Raw genomic sequence first — 14,735 nt, 5'->3', positions numbered from 1 at the left:
ATGGGAACGTACGTCCGGACCGGCGACGTGAACACCTGGTACGACGAGCACGGCGCGGGCGAGCCGCTGGTGCTGCTGCACGGCGGACTCGTCGACGCCCGCTTCTTCGAGCCGAACCTCGGCCCCCTCGCCGAGCACTTCCACGTCTACACACCCGAGCGCCGCGGCCACGGCCACACCCCGGACGTGCCCGGCCCGATCACCTACCAGCTGATGGCCGACGACACCGTCGCCTTCCTGGAGACGGTCGTCGGCGAGCCCGCCGACCTGGTCGGACACAGCGACGGGGCGTTCGTGGCCATGCTGGTCGCGATGCGGCGGCCCGACCTGGTCAAGCGGCTGGTGATGATCAGCGGCGGCTTCAGCAAGGCGGGCGAGGCCGCGCCGGACATGGAGTGGGACGTCGACGCGATCACCCAGTTCCTCGGCCCGTCCTACGCCGAGGTGTCGCCCGACGGCGCCGACCACTTCCGGGTCGTCGCCACGAAGATCGGCGAGATGGCCGCGAAGGAGCCGAACCTCCAGGCCGCCGACCTGGCCGCGGTGACCGCGCGCTCGCTGGTGATGTTCGCCGACGACGACCTGATGACCATGGCTCACGCCGTGGAGATGTACGACGCCCTGCCGAACGCCGAGCTCGCCGTCGTCCCCGGCACCTCCCACTTCCTCACGCAGGAGAAGCCGCACCTGGTCAACGCGCTGCTGCTGGACTTCCTGACCCGGGAGCCGGTGCCGACCGTGGCGGCGATCCGGCGGGCGGCCCGGGCCTGACGCTCACCCCGAGTGCAGCATCAGCCCGATCCCGGCGACCAGCAACCCCGCCGCCCAGATCCGGGCCGCGCCGAACCGCTCCTTGAAGACGACGGCCCCGATCGCCGCGCCGACCAGGATCGAGGACTCCCTGAGCGCCGCGATGGGCGCCATCTCCGCCCGCGTCTGCGCCCACAGCACCAGCCCGTACGCCGCCACGGACAGGGCCGCGCCGAGCAGTCCGACCCCGGCGAAGGGCCGGAGCATGGCCAGGGTCTCCCGCCGCCACCGGTAGAGGGCGTACACCGGCAGCGCGAGCCCCTCGGCGATCATCAGCCAGGCGGTGTACCCGAGGGCCGACCCGGAGGCCCGCACCCCGAGCCCGTCCACCACGGTGTACGCCGCTATGGACAGCCCCGTGGCCAGCGCGGCCCCGACCGCCGCCCAGTCGGGCCGCTTCCCGCGCAGGCCCCACAGCGCGACGCCGGTCAGCCCGGCGCAGGACAGCCCGATACCGGCCGCCGCCCAGGCGTCGGGCACCTCGTGCGCGAACAGGGCGGCCAGCACGGTCACGACCAGCGGGGCGCTGCCGCGCGCGATGGGGTAGGCCTGCCCGAAGTCGCCGAGCCGGAAGGAGCGCATGAGCAGGACGTAGTACACGAGGTGGATGAGGGCGGAGGCGGCGAGATACGGCCAGGCGCCGGCGGCCGGTACGGCGGCGAAGGGCGCGAGGCAGAGCCCGATGAGCGCCCCGCCGCCCGATATCAGGGTGAACCCGACGAGCTTGTCCGTGATCTTGTGCGCGATGGCGTTCCAGCTGGCGTGCGTGACCGCGGCGAGCAGCACCGCCGCGGTGACCAGCGGCGTCACGAGGTGCGCTCGCGCACGTCCACCAGCGTGGCCCCGGCGTGCGCGACCAGCGCGTCCGGGGCGATGGGGAACACGGCGTGCGGGTCGCCCGCGGCGGCCCACACCTCGCTGTGCGCGAGCAGCCCCCGGTCGGCGAGCACGGTGGTCCGCGTCCGGTGCCCGAACGGCGGCACCCCGCCGATGGCGTACCCGGTGGTCTCCCGTACGACCCCGGCGTCGGCCCGCGTCACCTTCCGCGCCCCGAGTGCCTCCCGGACCCGCTCCACATCCACCCGCGAGGCCCCGTCCATCAGCACCAGCACCGGCACCCCGTCGGCGGCGAAGATCAGCGACTTGCAGATCTGGCTGAGCTCGCACCCGATCGCGGCGGCGGCCTCGGCCGCGGTGCGCGTGGCCTCCGGGAACCGGCGCACTCGTCGCAGCAGTGCCTCCAGCCCCTCGTCGGAGAGGGCTTCGGCGAAACGGGGGTGGGCTCCGGAGCCCTCGGCGTCAGTGGCGGCTGTCGTCGTCATGCAGGGCACCGTAGCGGTGGGTGTATCAGACACGCGAGTGGATTGAGTCGGGGCACGAAGAAGCCGGTGAGGGCCCTCGTCGCCGAGGGTCCTCACCGGCCGGCCGGCCTGGTGTCAGGCGCGGACCAGTTCCTTCTCCTCGTCGGGGTCGACGTCCTTGCGGTCGTGGGCGCGCAGGCCCTCGCCCTCGACGTCGACGTTGGGCAGGACCCGGTCGAGCCACTTGGGCAGCCACCAGGCACGCTTGCCCAGCAGGGCGAGGACCGCCGGGACGATGGCCATGCGGACGACGAAGGCGTCGAAGAAGACGGCGATGGCGAGGCCGAAGCCGATCATCTTGATCATGGACTCGGAGGAGCCGATGAAGCCGGCGAAGACCGCCATCATGATGACCGCGGCGGCCGTGACGACCCGCGCGCCGTACTTGAAGCCCGTCACCACGGCCTGGCTCGGCTTCTCGCCGTGCACGTACGCCTCACGCATGCGGGTCACGAGGAAGACCTCGTAGTCCATCGCGAGACCGAAGACCACGCCGACCATGAAGATCGGCATCATCGACATGACGGGTCCGGTCTCCTCCACGCCCATCAGGCCGGACAGCCAGCCCCACTGGAAGACCGCGACCACGGCGCCCAGGGCCGCCATGACCGACAGCAGGAAGCCGAGGGCCGCCTTGAGCGGGACCAGGATCGAGCGGAAGACCACGATCAGCAGCAGGAAGGCCAGGCCCACCACCAGGATCAGGTAGGGGATCAGGGCGTCGTTCAGCTTCTGCGAGACGTCGATGTTCATCGCCGTCGCGCCCGTGACCAGGACCTCCGCGTCCGTCTCCGCCGCGATGCCCGCGCCCGCGTCACGGATCGAGTGGACCAGTTCCTCCGTCGTCACCGAGGAGGGCTTCGCGTCCGGGATCACCGTGATCGTCGCCGTGTCGCCCGCCTTGTTGGGCGCGGCCGGAGTGACCGTCACGACGTTGTCCAGGGCCTTGATGCGGTCGCCGGTCTCGGCGAACGCGGCCTCGGGGTCGGCGCTGCCCTTGGCGTCGACGACCACCATCAGCGGACCGTTGAAGCCGGGGCCGAAGCCCTCGGAGAGCGTGTCGTAGGCGCGGCGCTGGGTGGTGGAGGTGGGCTGGGAGCCGTCGTCGGGCAGGCCCAGTTCCAGGGAGGTCGCCGGGATGGCGGCGGCGCCCAGGCCGACGATGCCGACCAGCAGGACGGCCAGCGGGCGGCGGACCACGAAGCTCGCCCAGCGCGTGCCCATGTTCGGGCGGTCGGCCTTCTTGGCGGCACGGCCGCCGCCGAGGAGCTTGGACTTCTGGCCGGCCGGGCGCACCTTGCGGCCCGCGTAGCCGAGGAGGGCCGGGATGAGGGTGAGCGCGATCAGGACGGCGATGGCGACGGTGCCGGCCGCGGCCACGCCCATCTTCGTCAGCATCGGGATGTTGACGACGGCCAGGCCCACCAGGGCGATGACGACCGTCAGTCCGGCGAAGACCACCGCCGAGCCCGCCGTACCGACCGCGCGGCCCGCGGCCTCTTCCCTGTCGCGGCCCTCGGCCAGCTCGGCCCGGTAGCGGGAGACGATGAACAGCGCGTAGTCGATGCCGACGGCCAGGCCGATCATCGTGGCGAGGGTCGAGGTCGTGGACCCGAGGTCAAGGGTGCTGGCCAGGGCCGCGATCGAGGAGACGCCGATGCCGACGCCGATGATCGCGGTGAGCAGCGGCAGACCCGCGGCGAGCAGCGAGCCGAAGGTGATGACCAGGACGACGGCGGCCATGGCGATGCCGATGATCTCGGTCGAGCCGGTCTCGGGGGTGGCCTGGAGGGCGTCACCGCCGATCTCGACGGTCAGCCCCGCGTCCCGGGCGTGCTCGGCGGCGTCCTGAAGGGCCTCACGGCTGGAGTCCTGCAGTTCCATGCCGGAGACGTCGTACTTGACCGACGCGTAGGCGACGGAGCCGGACTTGCTGACGGCCCCCGCCTGGTACGGGTCGGCGACGGAGGTGACCTCGGAGCCGGTCGACAGCTCCTTGACGGTCTTCTGCACGGTCGCCTTGTTCTCGGCGTCCGTCATCTTCTCGCCGGCGGGCGCCTTGAAGACGACGCGGGCGGTGGCCCCGTCGGCGCTCATCCCGGGGAAGCGCTCCTCCAGCAGGTCGAAGGCCTTCTGGGCCTCGGTGCCGGGGATCGAGAAGGACGTGGTGCCGGGGGCGGGCGCGCTGGCCGCGCCGACTCCGGCGAGGGTCAGCAGCGCCACCCATATCAGGGCGACGAAGTGCCGTCGCCGGAAGGCGAGGCGGCCCAGTTTGTACAGGAACGTGGCCACGGGGCGTACTCCCGGTCAGGTCGTGGGTTCATTCAGGGCAGGGGTGACCGTCCCGGCGGGGAGGCAGGGTCGGTCGGCCCGACGACGTGAGCGGTGACGTCAGGTGCTTACGGGAAGGGATTACGGAAGGGGATTCCGAAAGGGACTCAGACTGCGGGGACACCGAGGGCGGGGAGGACCACGGCGTCCACGTACGAGATCAGGAACTCCTGGGTCGGCGGCCGGTCGTCCAGCAGGGCGCGGGTGACGAACCCGCCGACCATCATGTGGAGCATGAAGTCCAGCGCCGGACAGTCGGGGCGGACCTCGCCCCGGTCGACGGCGCGTTGCAGCACGCGCTGGAACTCGGCCATCTCCGGTTCGATGAGCTGCTCCTGGAACGCCTGGCGAAGATCCGCGTTCTGGTGGATCGCCATGGCGATGCCCCGCATCAGCGCGGAGTTCTGCTCCATGGTGCAGTCGTCGTCCATGGTGACCAGCGCGTGCAGGTCACCGCGGAGGGAGCCGGTGTCGATCTCGCCGACATTGCCGGGCTTGCTGTGCCGCAGGGCCTTGACGACCAGTTCGGCCTTGCCGCCCCACTGGCGGTAGAGCGTGGCCTTGCTGGACCGGGTGCGGGCGGCGACGGCGTCCATGGTGAGGGCGTCGTAGCCGACTTCCCGGAGCAGGTCGAGCACGGCCTCGTACAGCTCGGCCGCCCGCTCGGGCGTGATCCGGCTGCGACGCGGCGCGGCGACTTCAGCCATCTCGGGCACCCTTTCTGCTCCCTGCAACTCGTACACCGACGAATGTAGCGCAGAGGCTCTGCGAAACGAAACGGTTTCGTACGTGTTCCACCTCACAGACCCGGACTCATAAGTTGCTCCGCTCCTTCCCCGGGAAAAGCATGGGAACGTGAGCTATCTGCGCCTGCCCCACATCAGCGGTGACCTGCTCTGCTTCGTGGCCGAGGACGACCTCTGGCTCGCCCCGCTGGACGAACCCGGCCGGGCCTGGCGGCTCACGGTCGACCGGACCAAGCTGGGCCACCCCCGCTTCTCCCCCGACGGCCGCCACATCGCGTACACCAGCTGGCGCAGCCTCGTCCCCGAGCTGCACCTGACACCGGTGGACGGCGGGACCGGCCGGCAGCTGACGTACTGGGGCAGCCCCGACACCCGGGTGTGCGGCTGGACCCCGGACGGCACGATCCTGGCGGTCGCCTCGCACGGTGAGCCCTTCTCCTACTTCACCTGGGCCTACAAGGTCGGCCCCGACGGCGACCCCGGCCGCAAGCTCCCCTGGGGCCCGGTCACCGACATCCAGGTCGCCGACCTCCCCGACGGGCACAAGACCCTCCTGCTCACCGGCACCCCACCGCACGAGCCCGCCGCCTGGAAGCGCTACCGGGGCGGCGCCATGGGCCGGCTGTGGCTGCACGGCGAGCGGCTGCTCCCCGACCTGGAGGGGCATCTGGCCTGCCCGATGTTCGTCGACGGCCGGATCGCGTTCCTCTCCGACCACGAGGGCGTCGGCAACCTCTACTCCTGCGCCCACGACGGCTCCGACCTGCGCCGGCACACCGACCACGACGCCTTCTACGCCCGCAGCGCCTCGACCGACGGCACCCGGGTGGTCTATCAGTGCGCGGGCGAGGTGTGGATGGTGGACACGCTCGCCGCCGACTCGGCCCCGCGCCGGCTCGACGTACGGCTGAGCGGGCCGCGTGCGGGCCGCCGCCCCTATCAGGTGCCGGCCGCGCAGCACATCGACGGCATCTCGGTCGACGAGACCGGCCGGGCGAGCGCGGTCGTCGTACGCGGCAGCCTGTACTGGCTCACCCATCGCGACGGCCCGGCCCGGACGATCACCGACACCCCGGGCGTCCGGGTACGGCTGCCGGAGATGCTCGGCTCGGGCGGACAGGTGGCGTACGTGACGGACGCCGAGGGTGAGGACGCCGTCGAGATCGCCTATCTGCCGCGGGCCACCGGTGACCGCGAGCCGCGCCGGCTGGCCGCGGGCGAGCTGGGGCGGGTGCTGGAGCTGGTGTCGGACCCGGAAGGCGAGCGCCTGGCCCTCGCCTCGCACGACGGGCGGCTGCTGCTGATCGACGCTTCGGAGGACTCCGACGGGGAGGTCACCGAGCTGATCCGGTCGATCAACGGGCCCGTGCGCGACCTCGCGTTCTCCCCGGACGGGGCGTGGCTGACCTGGTCGCACCCGGGGATCGGGCGGACGCTGCGGCAGATCAAGATGGCGCGCATCAAGGACCGTATGGTCGTCGACGTCACCAACGGCCGCTTCGAGGACGAGAACCCGGTCTTCACCCGCGACGGCCGCTATCTCGCCTTCCTGTCCTGGCGCGGCTTCGACCCGGTCTACGACGTCCACACCGGCGACCTGTCCTTCCCGCTGGGCTGCCGGCCCTACCTGGTGCCCCTGTCCTCGGCGACCCCCTCCCCCTTCGCCCTGACCCCCGAGGGCCGGCCGGCCGCGGGCGGTCTCGACCCGCTGGAGGACGAGGGCAACGGCGGCGACGGCACGGTCACCGTCGAGATCGAGGGCCTCGCCAGCCGGGTCACGCCGTTCCCGGTGACCGCGTCCAAGTACTCGGCCCTCTTCCCGGTGGCCGGGGGCGGGCTGGTGTGGCTGCGCTGGCCGATCTCGGGCGCGCTGGGCGAGACCTTCGCCAACCCGGACGACACCAGCGGCCGGCCCACGCTGGAGCACTTCACCATCACCAAGGCCAAGCGCACCGAACTGGTCGGTGACCTCGACTGGTTCGCGGTCAGCGGCGACGGCAGCCGGCTGGTCGTCGTCGACGAGGGCGACCTGAGGGCGGTGCCCGCCACCGAGTCCGGGGACAGCGACTCCACCGTCTGGATCGACCTGCGCCGCATCCTGCACACCGTCGACCCGGGCGCCGAGTGGCGGCAGGCCTACGCCGAGGCCGGGCGGCTGATCCGCGGCTACTTCTGGGACCCGGGCATGTGCGGCATCGACTGGGACGCGGTCCTCGCGCAGTACCGGCCGCTGGTCGAACAGGTCGCCTCCCCCGACGAGTTCGCCGACCTGCTGCGCGAGGTGCTCGGCGAACTCGGCACCTCCCACGCCTATGTCAGCCCCGCCCGGCGCAACGAGGGCCCGCCCCACTACCGCCGCCTCCAGGGCCTGCTCGGCGCCAACCTGGTCTGCCGGGACGGCAGTTGGCTGGTCAAGCGGATCCTGCCCGGCGACTCCTCCGACTCCAAGGCCCGCTCCCCGCTGGCCGGCACCGGCATCCGCGAGGGCGCCGTCCTCACGCATGTCGACGGCCGCCCGGTCGACCCGGTCGCGGGACCGTATCCGCTGCTGGCGGGAGCGGGCGGTACGACGGTGGAGCTGACCTTCACCCCCGCCGAGGGCGAGGCCGGCCGCTCCCGGCGCGTGGCCGTCGTCCCGCTGACCGACGAGCGCCCCCTGCGCTACCAGGACTGGGTCGCCAAACGCCGTGACGTGGTGCGGGAGTTGAGCGGCGGCAAGTGCGGCTATCTGCACATCCCCGACATGGGCGGCTCCGGCTGGGCCCAGTTCAACCGCGACCTGCGCATGGAGGTCTCCCGGCCCGCGCTCATCGTCGACGTACGCGGCAACGCGGGCGGGCACATCAGCGAACTCGTCGTGGAGAAGCTGACCCGGACGATCCTCGGCTGGGACCTGACACGCGACGCGCAGCCGGTGTCGTACGCCTCGAACGCGCCGCGGGGTCCGGTCGTGGCCCTCGCCGACGAGGCGACCTCCTCCGACGGCGACATGATCACCGCCGCGTTCAAGCTGCTGAAGCTGGGCCCGGTGGTGGGCCAGCGCACCTGGGGCGGCGTCGTCGGCATGACCGGCCGGCATCAGCTCGGCGACGGCACCGTCATCACCGTGCCCATGAACGCCGCCTGGTTCGACGCCTACGGCTGGGGCGTGGAGAACCGCGGCGTCACCCCCGACCTGGAGATCCTGCGCACCCCCCTCGACTGGGCCGAGGGCCGCCACGCCCAGCTCGACGACGCCGTACAACTGGCCCTGGAACTGCTGGAGACGAACCCTCCGGCGACCCCGCCGGACTACCGGGACGTCCCGGACAGGTCGCGCCCGAAGCTGCCGCCGAGGGCATGAACACACGAGGAAGGGCGCCCCCTCCGAGAGGGGGCGCCCCTACCGCTCAGTGGCGAGCGTCACATGTCGTAGTCCGGGTCGAGCCGGTCCTGCTCGTCCTGCGGGCGCGTGCGCTCCGGCTCCTCGTCAGGCCGCTGGCCGCGCTTCTGGCCGCGCTGCTTGGCCTGCTCCTTGGCCTGGTCCATCTTGCCCTTGGCCTGCTGCTGCCACTGCTCGGTCTTGTCCTGGAACTGGTCCTTCATACCCATGTGGGTTCACTCCTGTACGGGTGAGGGAATCGGGCCCGGAGCACCGGGCCTCGACCAGATTCACACGCACCGTGACCCCACGCATGTCGATCAGTGACCGTACGTAGTCAGCCCTGGCGGGAGGCTCTCTCCGACTCGTCCGCCGCCCCACCCGCACCCACCAGGCCGATGCGCATGCCGTCCAGCCGGTCCGCGAACCGTGCCATCTCCCGCTGCCCGACCGCACCGATGATCCCCGGCAGATAGCCGCGCACGCCCTGCATGCCGCGCAGCCACCACTGCCCGTAGACATGGCTGGAGCGCCGTTCGATGCCCGCGACGATCCGGTCGACGGCCGGGCCCAGCGGGTACGTCTTGTTCGACGGCCAGGGCAGCCGCTGGCGCAGCTCGCGCATCACGTCGTCCTGGTCGGCGCCGCGCACCATGTCGGTGTCCGTCCACGACAGGTAGCCGACGCCGACCTTCACGCCCTTGTAGCCGACCTCGGCGCGCAGACTGTGCGCGTACGCCTCCACGCCCGACTTGGACGCGCAGTACGCCGTCATCATCGGCGCCGGGGTGATGGCCGCGAGGGACGCGATCTGGAGCAGATACCCCCGGCTCTCCATCAGCACCGGCAGGAAGGCGCGGGCCGTCACCGCCGAGCCGATGAGGTTGACCTCGATCACCCGCCGCCACGCGTCGGGGTCGGAGTCGACGAACGGACCGCCGCTCGCCACACCGGCGTTGGCGACGACGATGTCGACCTTGCCGAACCGCTCCTTCACCTCGCGCGCCACCCGGGCCATCGCCTCGTGGTCGGTGACGTCGGCGTACCAGTGGTCGCTCTCGCCGTGCAGCCGGGAGGCGACGTCCTTGAGGGCGTCCGGCTCCAGCCCGACCAGCGCCACCTTCGCGCCCCGCGCGGACAGCTTGCGGGCGAGCAGCTCGCCGACACCGCGCGCCGCCCCCGTGACGACCGCGACCTGCCCCTGCAGACTCACCCTGCTCATGCGCCCTCCTTGACCTGCGTGTACGTCGTGACGAGTGCCCTGATCCGGCCGTTGACGGCCTCCGGCGCCTCCACCGGTGTCATGTGCCCGAGGCCCGGCAGCTCGGTGACCCCCACGCACGTGGGCAGCGCGGCGGCCAGGGCGCGGGCGTGCACCGGCGGGGTGAGCCGGTCGGCGGTGCCGACGATCACCTCGACCGGCATGCGCAACTCCCGTACGCCGTGGTCCAGATCGAGCAGGGCCAGCACCCCGCCCCACACGTGGCGCACCCTGCGCGGGCAGGCGTGCACGATCCGCGCGCACGCCTCGACCATGTGCGGCGCCGAACCGGCGCCCATGGTGGCGTACTTGAGGATGCGCCGGGCGAGCGGCGTGACCGGCCCGAGCGGGGCGCTGGAGCCGAGGATCCGCCGGGTCAGGAAGCTGCGGACCCGGCCGGGCCGCAGCGGTACGACGGTCGACTCGGCGATCAGCCGCGAACTGCCCGTGCTGCACAGCAGCACCGCGGCCGCGTGCGCCCGGAAGGCGGGCCGGGTCGCGGCCGCCATGACGGTCATGCCGCCCATCGAGTGCCCGGCGACGACCGCCCTCTCGCCGGGCGCCAGCGTCGCCAGGAGCACGGCTTCGAGGTCGTCGGCGAGCGCCTCCGTGCTGCAGGCGGGGCTCGCGGGGCTGCGGCCGTGGCCGCGCTGGTCGTACGCGATCACCCGGTGGTCGGCGGCCAGGTCGCGGATCTGCGCCGCCCAGAACGCGGTCGAGCAGGTCCAGCCGTGCGCGAGCACCACGGCCGGCGCCCCCTCGGGCCCGTGCACCTCGACGTGCAGTCGGGCGCCGTCCGCGGACACGGCGGTCAGGACACGGGCCGGGGCGGGTGGGGCGTAAGGACCGGAGGCGACATGCGTCAGACGGCTCATGCGGTCACGTCCTCGACGGGCTCCTGGACGACCGTCAGCGCCGGCTTCTTCGCGGGCTCGGCCTCCTTGACGGCCGGCCGCAGGACCGCGTACTCCGCGAGGTCCACCCGGCGGGTGGCACGCCGGAACTCCGTCGTCGTACCGGGCCAGATGGTGGTGTTGCGGCCGCTGGCGTCCAGGTACCAGCTGGTGCAGCCGCCGGTGTTCCACACGGTGCGCTTCATCCGCTCCTGCACCCGGCGGTTCCAGGCGTGCACCGCGCTGGGCCGGGCGTCGAGGGCGGCGCGGCCGCCGAGGACGTTCAACTGGCGCAGGTAGTCGGCCATGTAGTTCAGCTGGGACTCGATCATGAGGATCATGGAGGAGTTCCCGAGGCCCGTGTTGGGGCCGATGATCGTCATCCAGTTCGGGAAGCCCGCGGCGGCCGCCCCGCGCAGGGCCTCCATGCCGCCCTTCCAGGTCTCGGCGAGGGTCCGGCCCTCCGCGCCGACGACCCGTTCGGCGATCGGCATGTCCGTGACGTGGAAGCCGGTGCCGAAGACGATCGCGTCGACCTCGGCCTCGGTGCCGTCGGCGGCGACGACGGTGGAGCCGCGGATCTCGCTGAGACCGCTGGCGACGACGTCCACGTTGGGCTGGGCGAGCGCCGGGTAGTACTCGCTGGAGAGCAGGATGCGCTTGCAGCCGATGCGGTAGTCGGGGGTGAGCTTGGCGCGCAGGGCCGGGTCCTTGATGGCGCGGGCCATGTTCTGCTTGGCGAGCTTCTCCACCAGGCCGAGCTCGTTCGGGTGCTTGGTGAACGCCTGGACCTGCAACTCCCGGATGCCCCACAGCAGTCCGCGGCGCAGCTGGGTGGTGAAGGGCAGCGCGCGGTGCAGGGCGCGCTCGGCGCCGCTGATCGCCCGGTCCATGCGGGGCATGACCCACGGCGGGGTGCGCTGGAAGAGGGTGAGGTTCGCGACCTTCGGCTGGATGGCCGGGACGATCTGGATGGCGCTGGCGCCGGTACCGACCATGGCGACGCGCTTGCCGGTGAGGTCGTAGTCGTGGTCCCAGCGGGCGGAGTGGAACACCTTGCCGGGGAAGTCGGCGAGCCCCGGGATGTCCGGCGTCTTGGGGTCGGACAGCGGGCCGGTGGCGGAGACGACGACGTCGGCGGTGAGGGTCCCGCCGGCGGTCTCGATGCGCCAGTGCAGCTTCTCGGTGTCCCAGGTCATCAGCTTGACCTCGGAGTCGAAGCGCAGGTGCGGACGCAGTCCGAAGGTGTCGGCGACGTGCTCCAGGTAGGCGCGAATGTGCTCCTGCCCGGAGAAGGTGCGCGGCCACTCGGGGTTGGGTGCGAAGGAGAAGGAGTACAGATGCGAGGGCACGTCGCAGGCGCAGCCGGGGTAGCTGTTGTCGCGCCAGGTGCCGCCGACGCTGCTCGCCCGTTCCAGGACGACGAAGTCGGTGATCCCCTCGCGCCGCAGCCGTACGGCGGCTCCCAGCCCGCCGAACCCGGATCCGACGACCGCCACCCGGACATGCTCGTGTTCGTGTTCGTTGGCCATCCCGAAGCCTCCGCGCATCCCTCATGGACTCTGCCAGTGAACACTGGCGCAATGGGGAGAGTAGAGGAGGTCCGTACTCATGGGTAGGGGTCGGCCCAGGAAAGTTACCGGCGGTACGACATAGGCTTCCGCTGTGGCAGACAAGCGCGAATACCGCATGGAGGAGCTGGCCGAGCTGGCCGGCATCACGGTGCGCACCCTGCGCTTCTACCGCGAGCGCAAGCTGATCCCGCCGCCCCGCCGTGAGGGCCGTATCGCCTGGTACGACGACCATCACCTGGCCCGCCTGCGCACGATCGCCGCGCTCCTGGAGCGCGGCCACACCCTGAGCGGCATCGCCGAGCTGGCCGAGGCCTTCGACCACGGCCGTGACGTCGGCGACCTCCTCGGCCTCGGCACCCCCACCGAGGAGGAGCCGGTCCGCCTCACCCCCGAGGAACTCGCCGACCACTTCGCGGGCGAGGTCACCCCGGAGAACCTCGCCGCCGCGATGGAGCTCGGCTACCTCGCCACCGACGGCGAGGACATCGTCCACATCAGCCGCCGGCTGCTGGAGGTCTCCGCCGCGCTGGTCCGCGAGGGCATCCCGCTCGCCGAGGTCCTCGCGGCCGGCGCCCGGGTCCGCGAGCACGCCGACGCCCTCGCCGAGCTCTTCGCCGACCTCGTCCTGCGCCACGCCCCCGAGGAGGACCTCCCGCGCATGCGGCCGCTGGCGCGCAGCGTGGTGGAGGCGGAACTGTCACTGGCGCTGGACCGCAGGATCAGCAAGGGCGACTGACGCGACTTCCCCGGTTACCGGGGCTTCTTCAGCGTGATCTTCCCGGCCTTCTTGGTGAACAGCGCACCACCCGCGCTCATCGACACCAGCACGTTGTACTTTCCGGCCGGAAGGTCCGAGAGGTCGATCCCCGCGGGGCCCGAGGTGAAGTACCCGAAGTCGTAGTTTCCGAGGTCGCCCTGGTCCTTGTGCGGCCGTACGGATTCCGGGTTCTTCTTCGCGCTCAGGGCGAAGGAGTGAATTCCGGACTTTCCTTCCAGCACGAGGTAGTAGAAGGCGTGCGCGTCACGGTCCGCATTCCTTCCGGGCAGGAAGAAGACGCCTTCCGTGTGCAGCTTCCGCTCGCTCTCCTCCGCCTTGGTGACGGAGAAACTCACGCCCGGGGAATCGACTCCGACGATGCTCCTCTTCACCAGCTTCAGGCCGCCCTTGCCGCCCCGGAACAGCAGCTCGGAATCACCGCACACCTGACGCCGGTCCACCGCGGCCGCGGAGATCAGCCGGGTGCGCCGGCTGATGCCCTCGGACTCGCTCGTGACGCACACGGACACGTCGTACGTGCCCTGCGGGAGTTCCGCGAAGGTCAGCTCGCCCTGCGTGGCGAATCCGCCCATGGCGTACTCGCAGAAGTACTCGTCGAAGTAGTCGCGGTAGAGCCTGATCTCGCTGGTCGCCTTAAGCGGGTACGACCATTTCCGCCCGTCCTTCTCCAGGACCAGCCGCTTGCTCTCCTCGGCCGGGCCCTCGGGCGCCTGGCCCGGCAGGAAGGCGCGCCCCTTCAGGTCCAGCTTGCCGTCGACGAACACGGCCCGGGTGAGCGTGGCCAGGGCGGTGTCCCGCCCCCGCAGCTCGGCGAGGTACTCGGCCGCGGCCTCCGGGTCCTCGGGCTCGGACCCGACCGTGACCTCACCCCAGCGGGGCGCGACGCCCTCGGTCACGGAGTACACGATGCTCAGGATCGAGGGCAGCGCCTGCCGCACGACCTCGTCGTGCCGCCGTACCGTCGGCGACTCGACGAACAGGAAGTTGAAGTTCTCGTACGCCCGCAGCGCCGGGAGATAGTGCACGACCTCCTGCTCGTACTGATAGTCGCCGGGCGAGGAGACGAGATATATGTTCCGCTTGAGGTCGGTGTCCTTGTCCAGGACGTCCTTCATCACGGCGTCCAGGACCGCCACGTTCTCGTCGGGCTGGCCCTCACCGAGCACCGCGTCGCCGAGCTGGGCGTGACCCTTGGAGTAACTGCCGAGGAAATACTGCGGAGTCGACGCGATGATGTTCTTGTAGTCGTACTTCACGCCGTAGTAGAGGGCGGCACTCGCCCCCTTCGAGGCGCCCAGCAGGGTCACCTCTTCCGTGGTCACCCGCAGCCTGCGCATGAAGTCCTGGATCAGCGCCTGGATGGAGTCCGAGACGCTGAAGTCCATGTTCCGGGCCACGTAATAGGACGCCGCGCCGTCGAAATGGTCACGGATGCGCAGGACATTGCATTTGACGCTGTCCAGCGCGCCGCCGAATCCGTACTTGCTGCCCACCGAGGAGAACACCACCAGCAGATGCCGGTGATCCCCCTGCGCCGCCCGGAACTGGTACTCCACCGGCCACTTCCCGTGCACCTCCACGCTCTCCTTGTAGGCACGGGTCATGTGCGTCGCGTAGTTG

The 14,735-nt window shown here is 71.4% G+C and carries 12 protein-coding genes; 3 read left to right on the top strand and 9 right to left on the bottom strand.

Annotated features, from left to right (window positions below; all coding sequences use genetic code 11):
- Complete coding sequence (locus RKD23_RS22025; protein ID WP_424855217.1) at positions 1-771, top strand: alpha/beta fold hydrolase; 771 nt, start codon at positions 1-3, stop codon at positions 769-771.
- A 3-nt stretch (positions 772-774) separates the two neighbouring features.
- Here RKD23_RS22025 and RKD23_RS22020 read toward each other — a convergent pair whose 3' ends face one another.
- From RKD23_RS22020 to RKD23_RS22005, 4 genes are all read right to left on the bottom strand, one after another.
- Positions 775-1,620, bottom strand: coding sequence for an EamA family transporter (locus RKD23_RS22020; RefSeq protein ID WP_424855216.1), 846 nt, complete (start codon positions 1,618-1,620; stop codon positions 775-777).
- Entirely contained in the window at positions 1,617-2,132 is a 516-nt protein-coding gene (locus RKD23_RS22015) for a YbaK/EbsC family protein (RefSeq protein WP_424855215.1), read from the bottom strand. The genes RKD23_RS22020 and RKD23_RS22015 overlap by 4 nt, the downstream gene beginning before the upstream one ends.
- Positions 2,133-2,246: 114 nt before the next feature.
- Entirely contained in the window at positions 2,247-4,463 is a 2,217-nt protein-coding gene (locus tag RKD23_RS22010; RefSeq protein ID WP_424855214.1) for an MMPL family transporter, read from the bottom strand.
- A gap of 146 nt (positions 4,464-4,609) precedes the next feature.
- Positions 4,610-5,209, bottom strand: coding sequence for a TetR/AcrR family transcriptional regulator (locus tag RKD23_RS22005; protein WP_424855213.1), 600 nt, complete (start codon positions 5,207-5,209; stop codon positions 4,610-4,612).
- 148 nt (positions 5,210-5,357) lie between these two features.
- Here RKD23_RS22005 and RKD23_RS22000 point away from each other — a divergent pair, with 148 nt between their 5' ends.
- Positions 5,358-8,591: a S41 family peptidase gene (locus RKD23_RS22000; protein ID WP_424855212.1), complete on the top strand. Its 3,234-nt coding sequence runs from the start codon at positions 5,358-5,360 to the stop codon at positions 8,589-8,591.
- Positions 8,592-8,650: 59 nt separating this feature from the next.
- Here the strand turns inward: RKD23_RS22000 and RKD23_RS21995 are convergent, their stop codons facing one another.
- The 4 genes from RKD23_RS21995 to RKD23_RS21980 form a co-directional block, all read right to left on the bottom strand.
- A complete protein-coding gene (locus RKD23_RS21995; protein ID WP_404042000.1) occupies positions 8,651-8,839 on the bottom strand; it encodes a hypothetical protein in 189 nt (62 codons plus the stop codon).
- A 107-nt stretch (positions 8,840-8,946) separates the two neighbouring features.
- On the bottom strand, positions 8,947-9,831 hold the full coding sequence (locus tag RKD23_RS21990; protein WP_404041999.1) for an SDR family oxidoreductase: 885 nt from the start codon (positions 9,829-9,831) through the stop codon (positions 8,947-8,949).
- Positions 9,828-10,745 (bottom strand): alpha/beta fold hydrolase, encoded by a 918-nt coding sequence (locus RKD23_RS21985; RefSeq protein WP_424855211.1) that lies wholly within the window; start codon positions 10,743-10,745, stop codon positions 9,828-9,830. Before RKD23_RS21985 ends, RKD23_RS21990 begins: the two co-directional genes overlap by 4 nt.
- On the bottom strand, positions 10,742-12,295 hold the full coding sequence (locus RKD23_RS21980; protein ID WP_424855210.1) for a flavin-containing monooxygenase: 1,554 nt from the start codon (positions 12,293-12,295) through the stop codon (positions 10,742-10,744). The genes RKD23_RS21985 and RKD23_RS21980 overlap by 4 nt, the downstream gene beginning before the upstream one ends.
- Positions 12,296-12,428: 133 nt before the next feature.
- Here RKD23_RS21980 and RKD23_RS21975 point away from each other — a divergent pair, with 133 nt between their 5' ends.
- On the top strand, positions 12,429-13,073 hold the full coding sequence (locus tag RKD23_RS21975) for a MerR family transcriptional regulator (protein WP_424855209.1): 645 nt from the start codon (positions 12,429-12,431) through the stop codon (positions 13,071-13,073).
- 14 nt (positions 13,074-13,087) lie between these two features.
- Here the strand turns inward: RKD23_RS21975 and RKD23_RS21970 are convergent, their stop codons facing one another.
- A complete protein-coding gene (locus tag RKD23_RS21970) occupies positions 13,088-14,719 on the bottom strand; it encodes a hypothetical protein (RefSeq protein WP_424855208.1) in 1,632 nt (543 codons plus the stop codon).
- Between the last annotated feature and the right edge of the window lie 16 nt (positions 14,720-14,735).

The organism is Streptomyces sp. SAI-170 (assembly GCF_049739565.1).
Lineage (GTDB): Bacteria > Actinomycetota > Actinomycetes > Streptomycetales > Streptomycetaceae > Streptomyces.
The sequence above is the reverse complement of the archived record's forward strand: the minus strand, read 5'-3'. Positions and strand labels throughout refer to the sequence as shown.

Bases quoted from the DNA above. Each gene is read 5' to 3' on its own strand.
- RKD23_RS22025 (WP_424855217.1), top strand. From the start codon at position 1: ATGGGAACGTACGTCCGGACCGGCGACGTGAACACCTGGTACGACGAG.
- RKD23_RS22015 (WP_424855215.1), bottom strand. From the start codon at position 2,132: ATGACGACGACAGCCGCCACTGACGCCGAGGGCTCCGGAGCCCACCCC.
- RKD23_RS22005 (WP_424855213.1), bottom strand. From the start codon at position 5,209: ATGGCTGAAGTCGCCGCGCCGCGTCGCAGCCGGATCACGCCCGAGCGG.
- RKD23_RS21995 (WP_404042000.1), bottom strand. From the start codon at position 8,839: ATGGGTATGAAGGACCAGTTCCAGGACAAGACCGAGCAGTGGCAGCAG.
- RKD23_RS21990 (WP_404041999.1), bottom strand. From the start codon at position 9,831: ATGAGCAGGGTGAGTCTGCAGGGGCAGGTCGCGGTCGTCACGGGGGCG.
- RKD23_RS21985 (WP_424855211.1), bottom strand. From the start codon at position 10,745: ATGAGCCGTCTGACGCATGTCGCCTCCGGTCCTTACGCCCCACCCGCC.
- RKD23_RS21980 (WP_424855210.1), bottom strand. From the start codon at position 12,295: ATGGCCAACGAACACGAACACGAGCATGTCCGGGTGGCGGTCGTCGGA.
- RKD23_RS21970 (WP_424855208.1), bottom strand. From the start codon at position 14,719: ATGACCCGTGCCTACAAGGAGAGCGTGGAGGTGCACGGGAAGTGGCCG.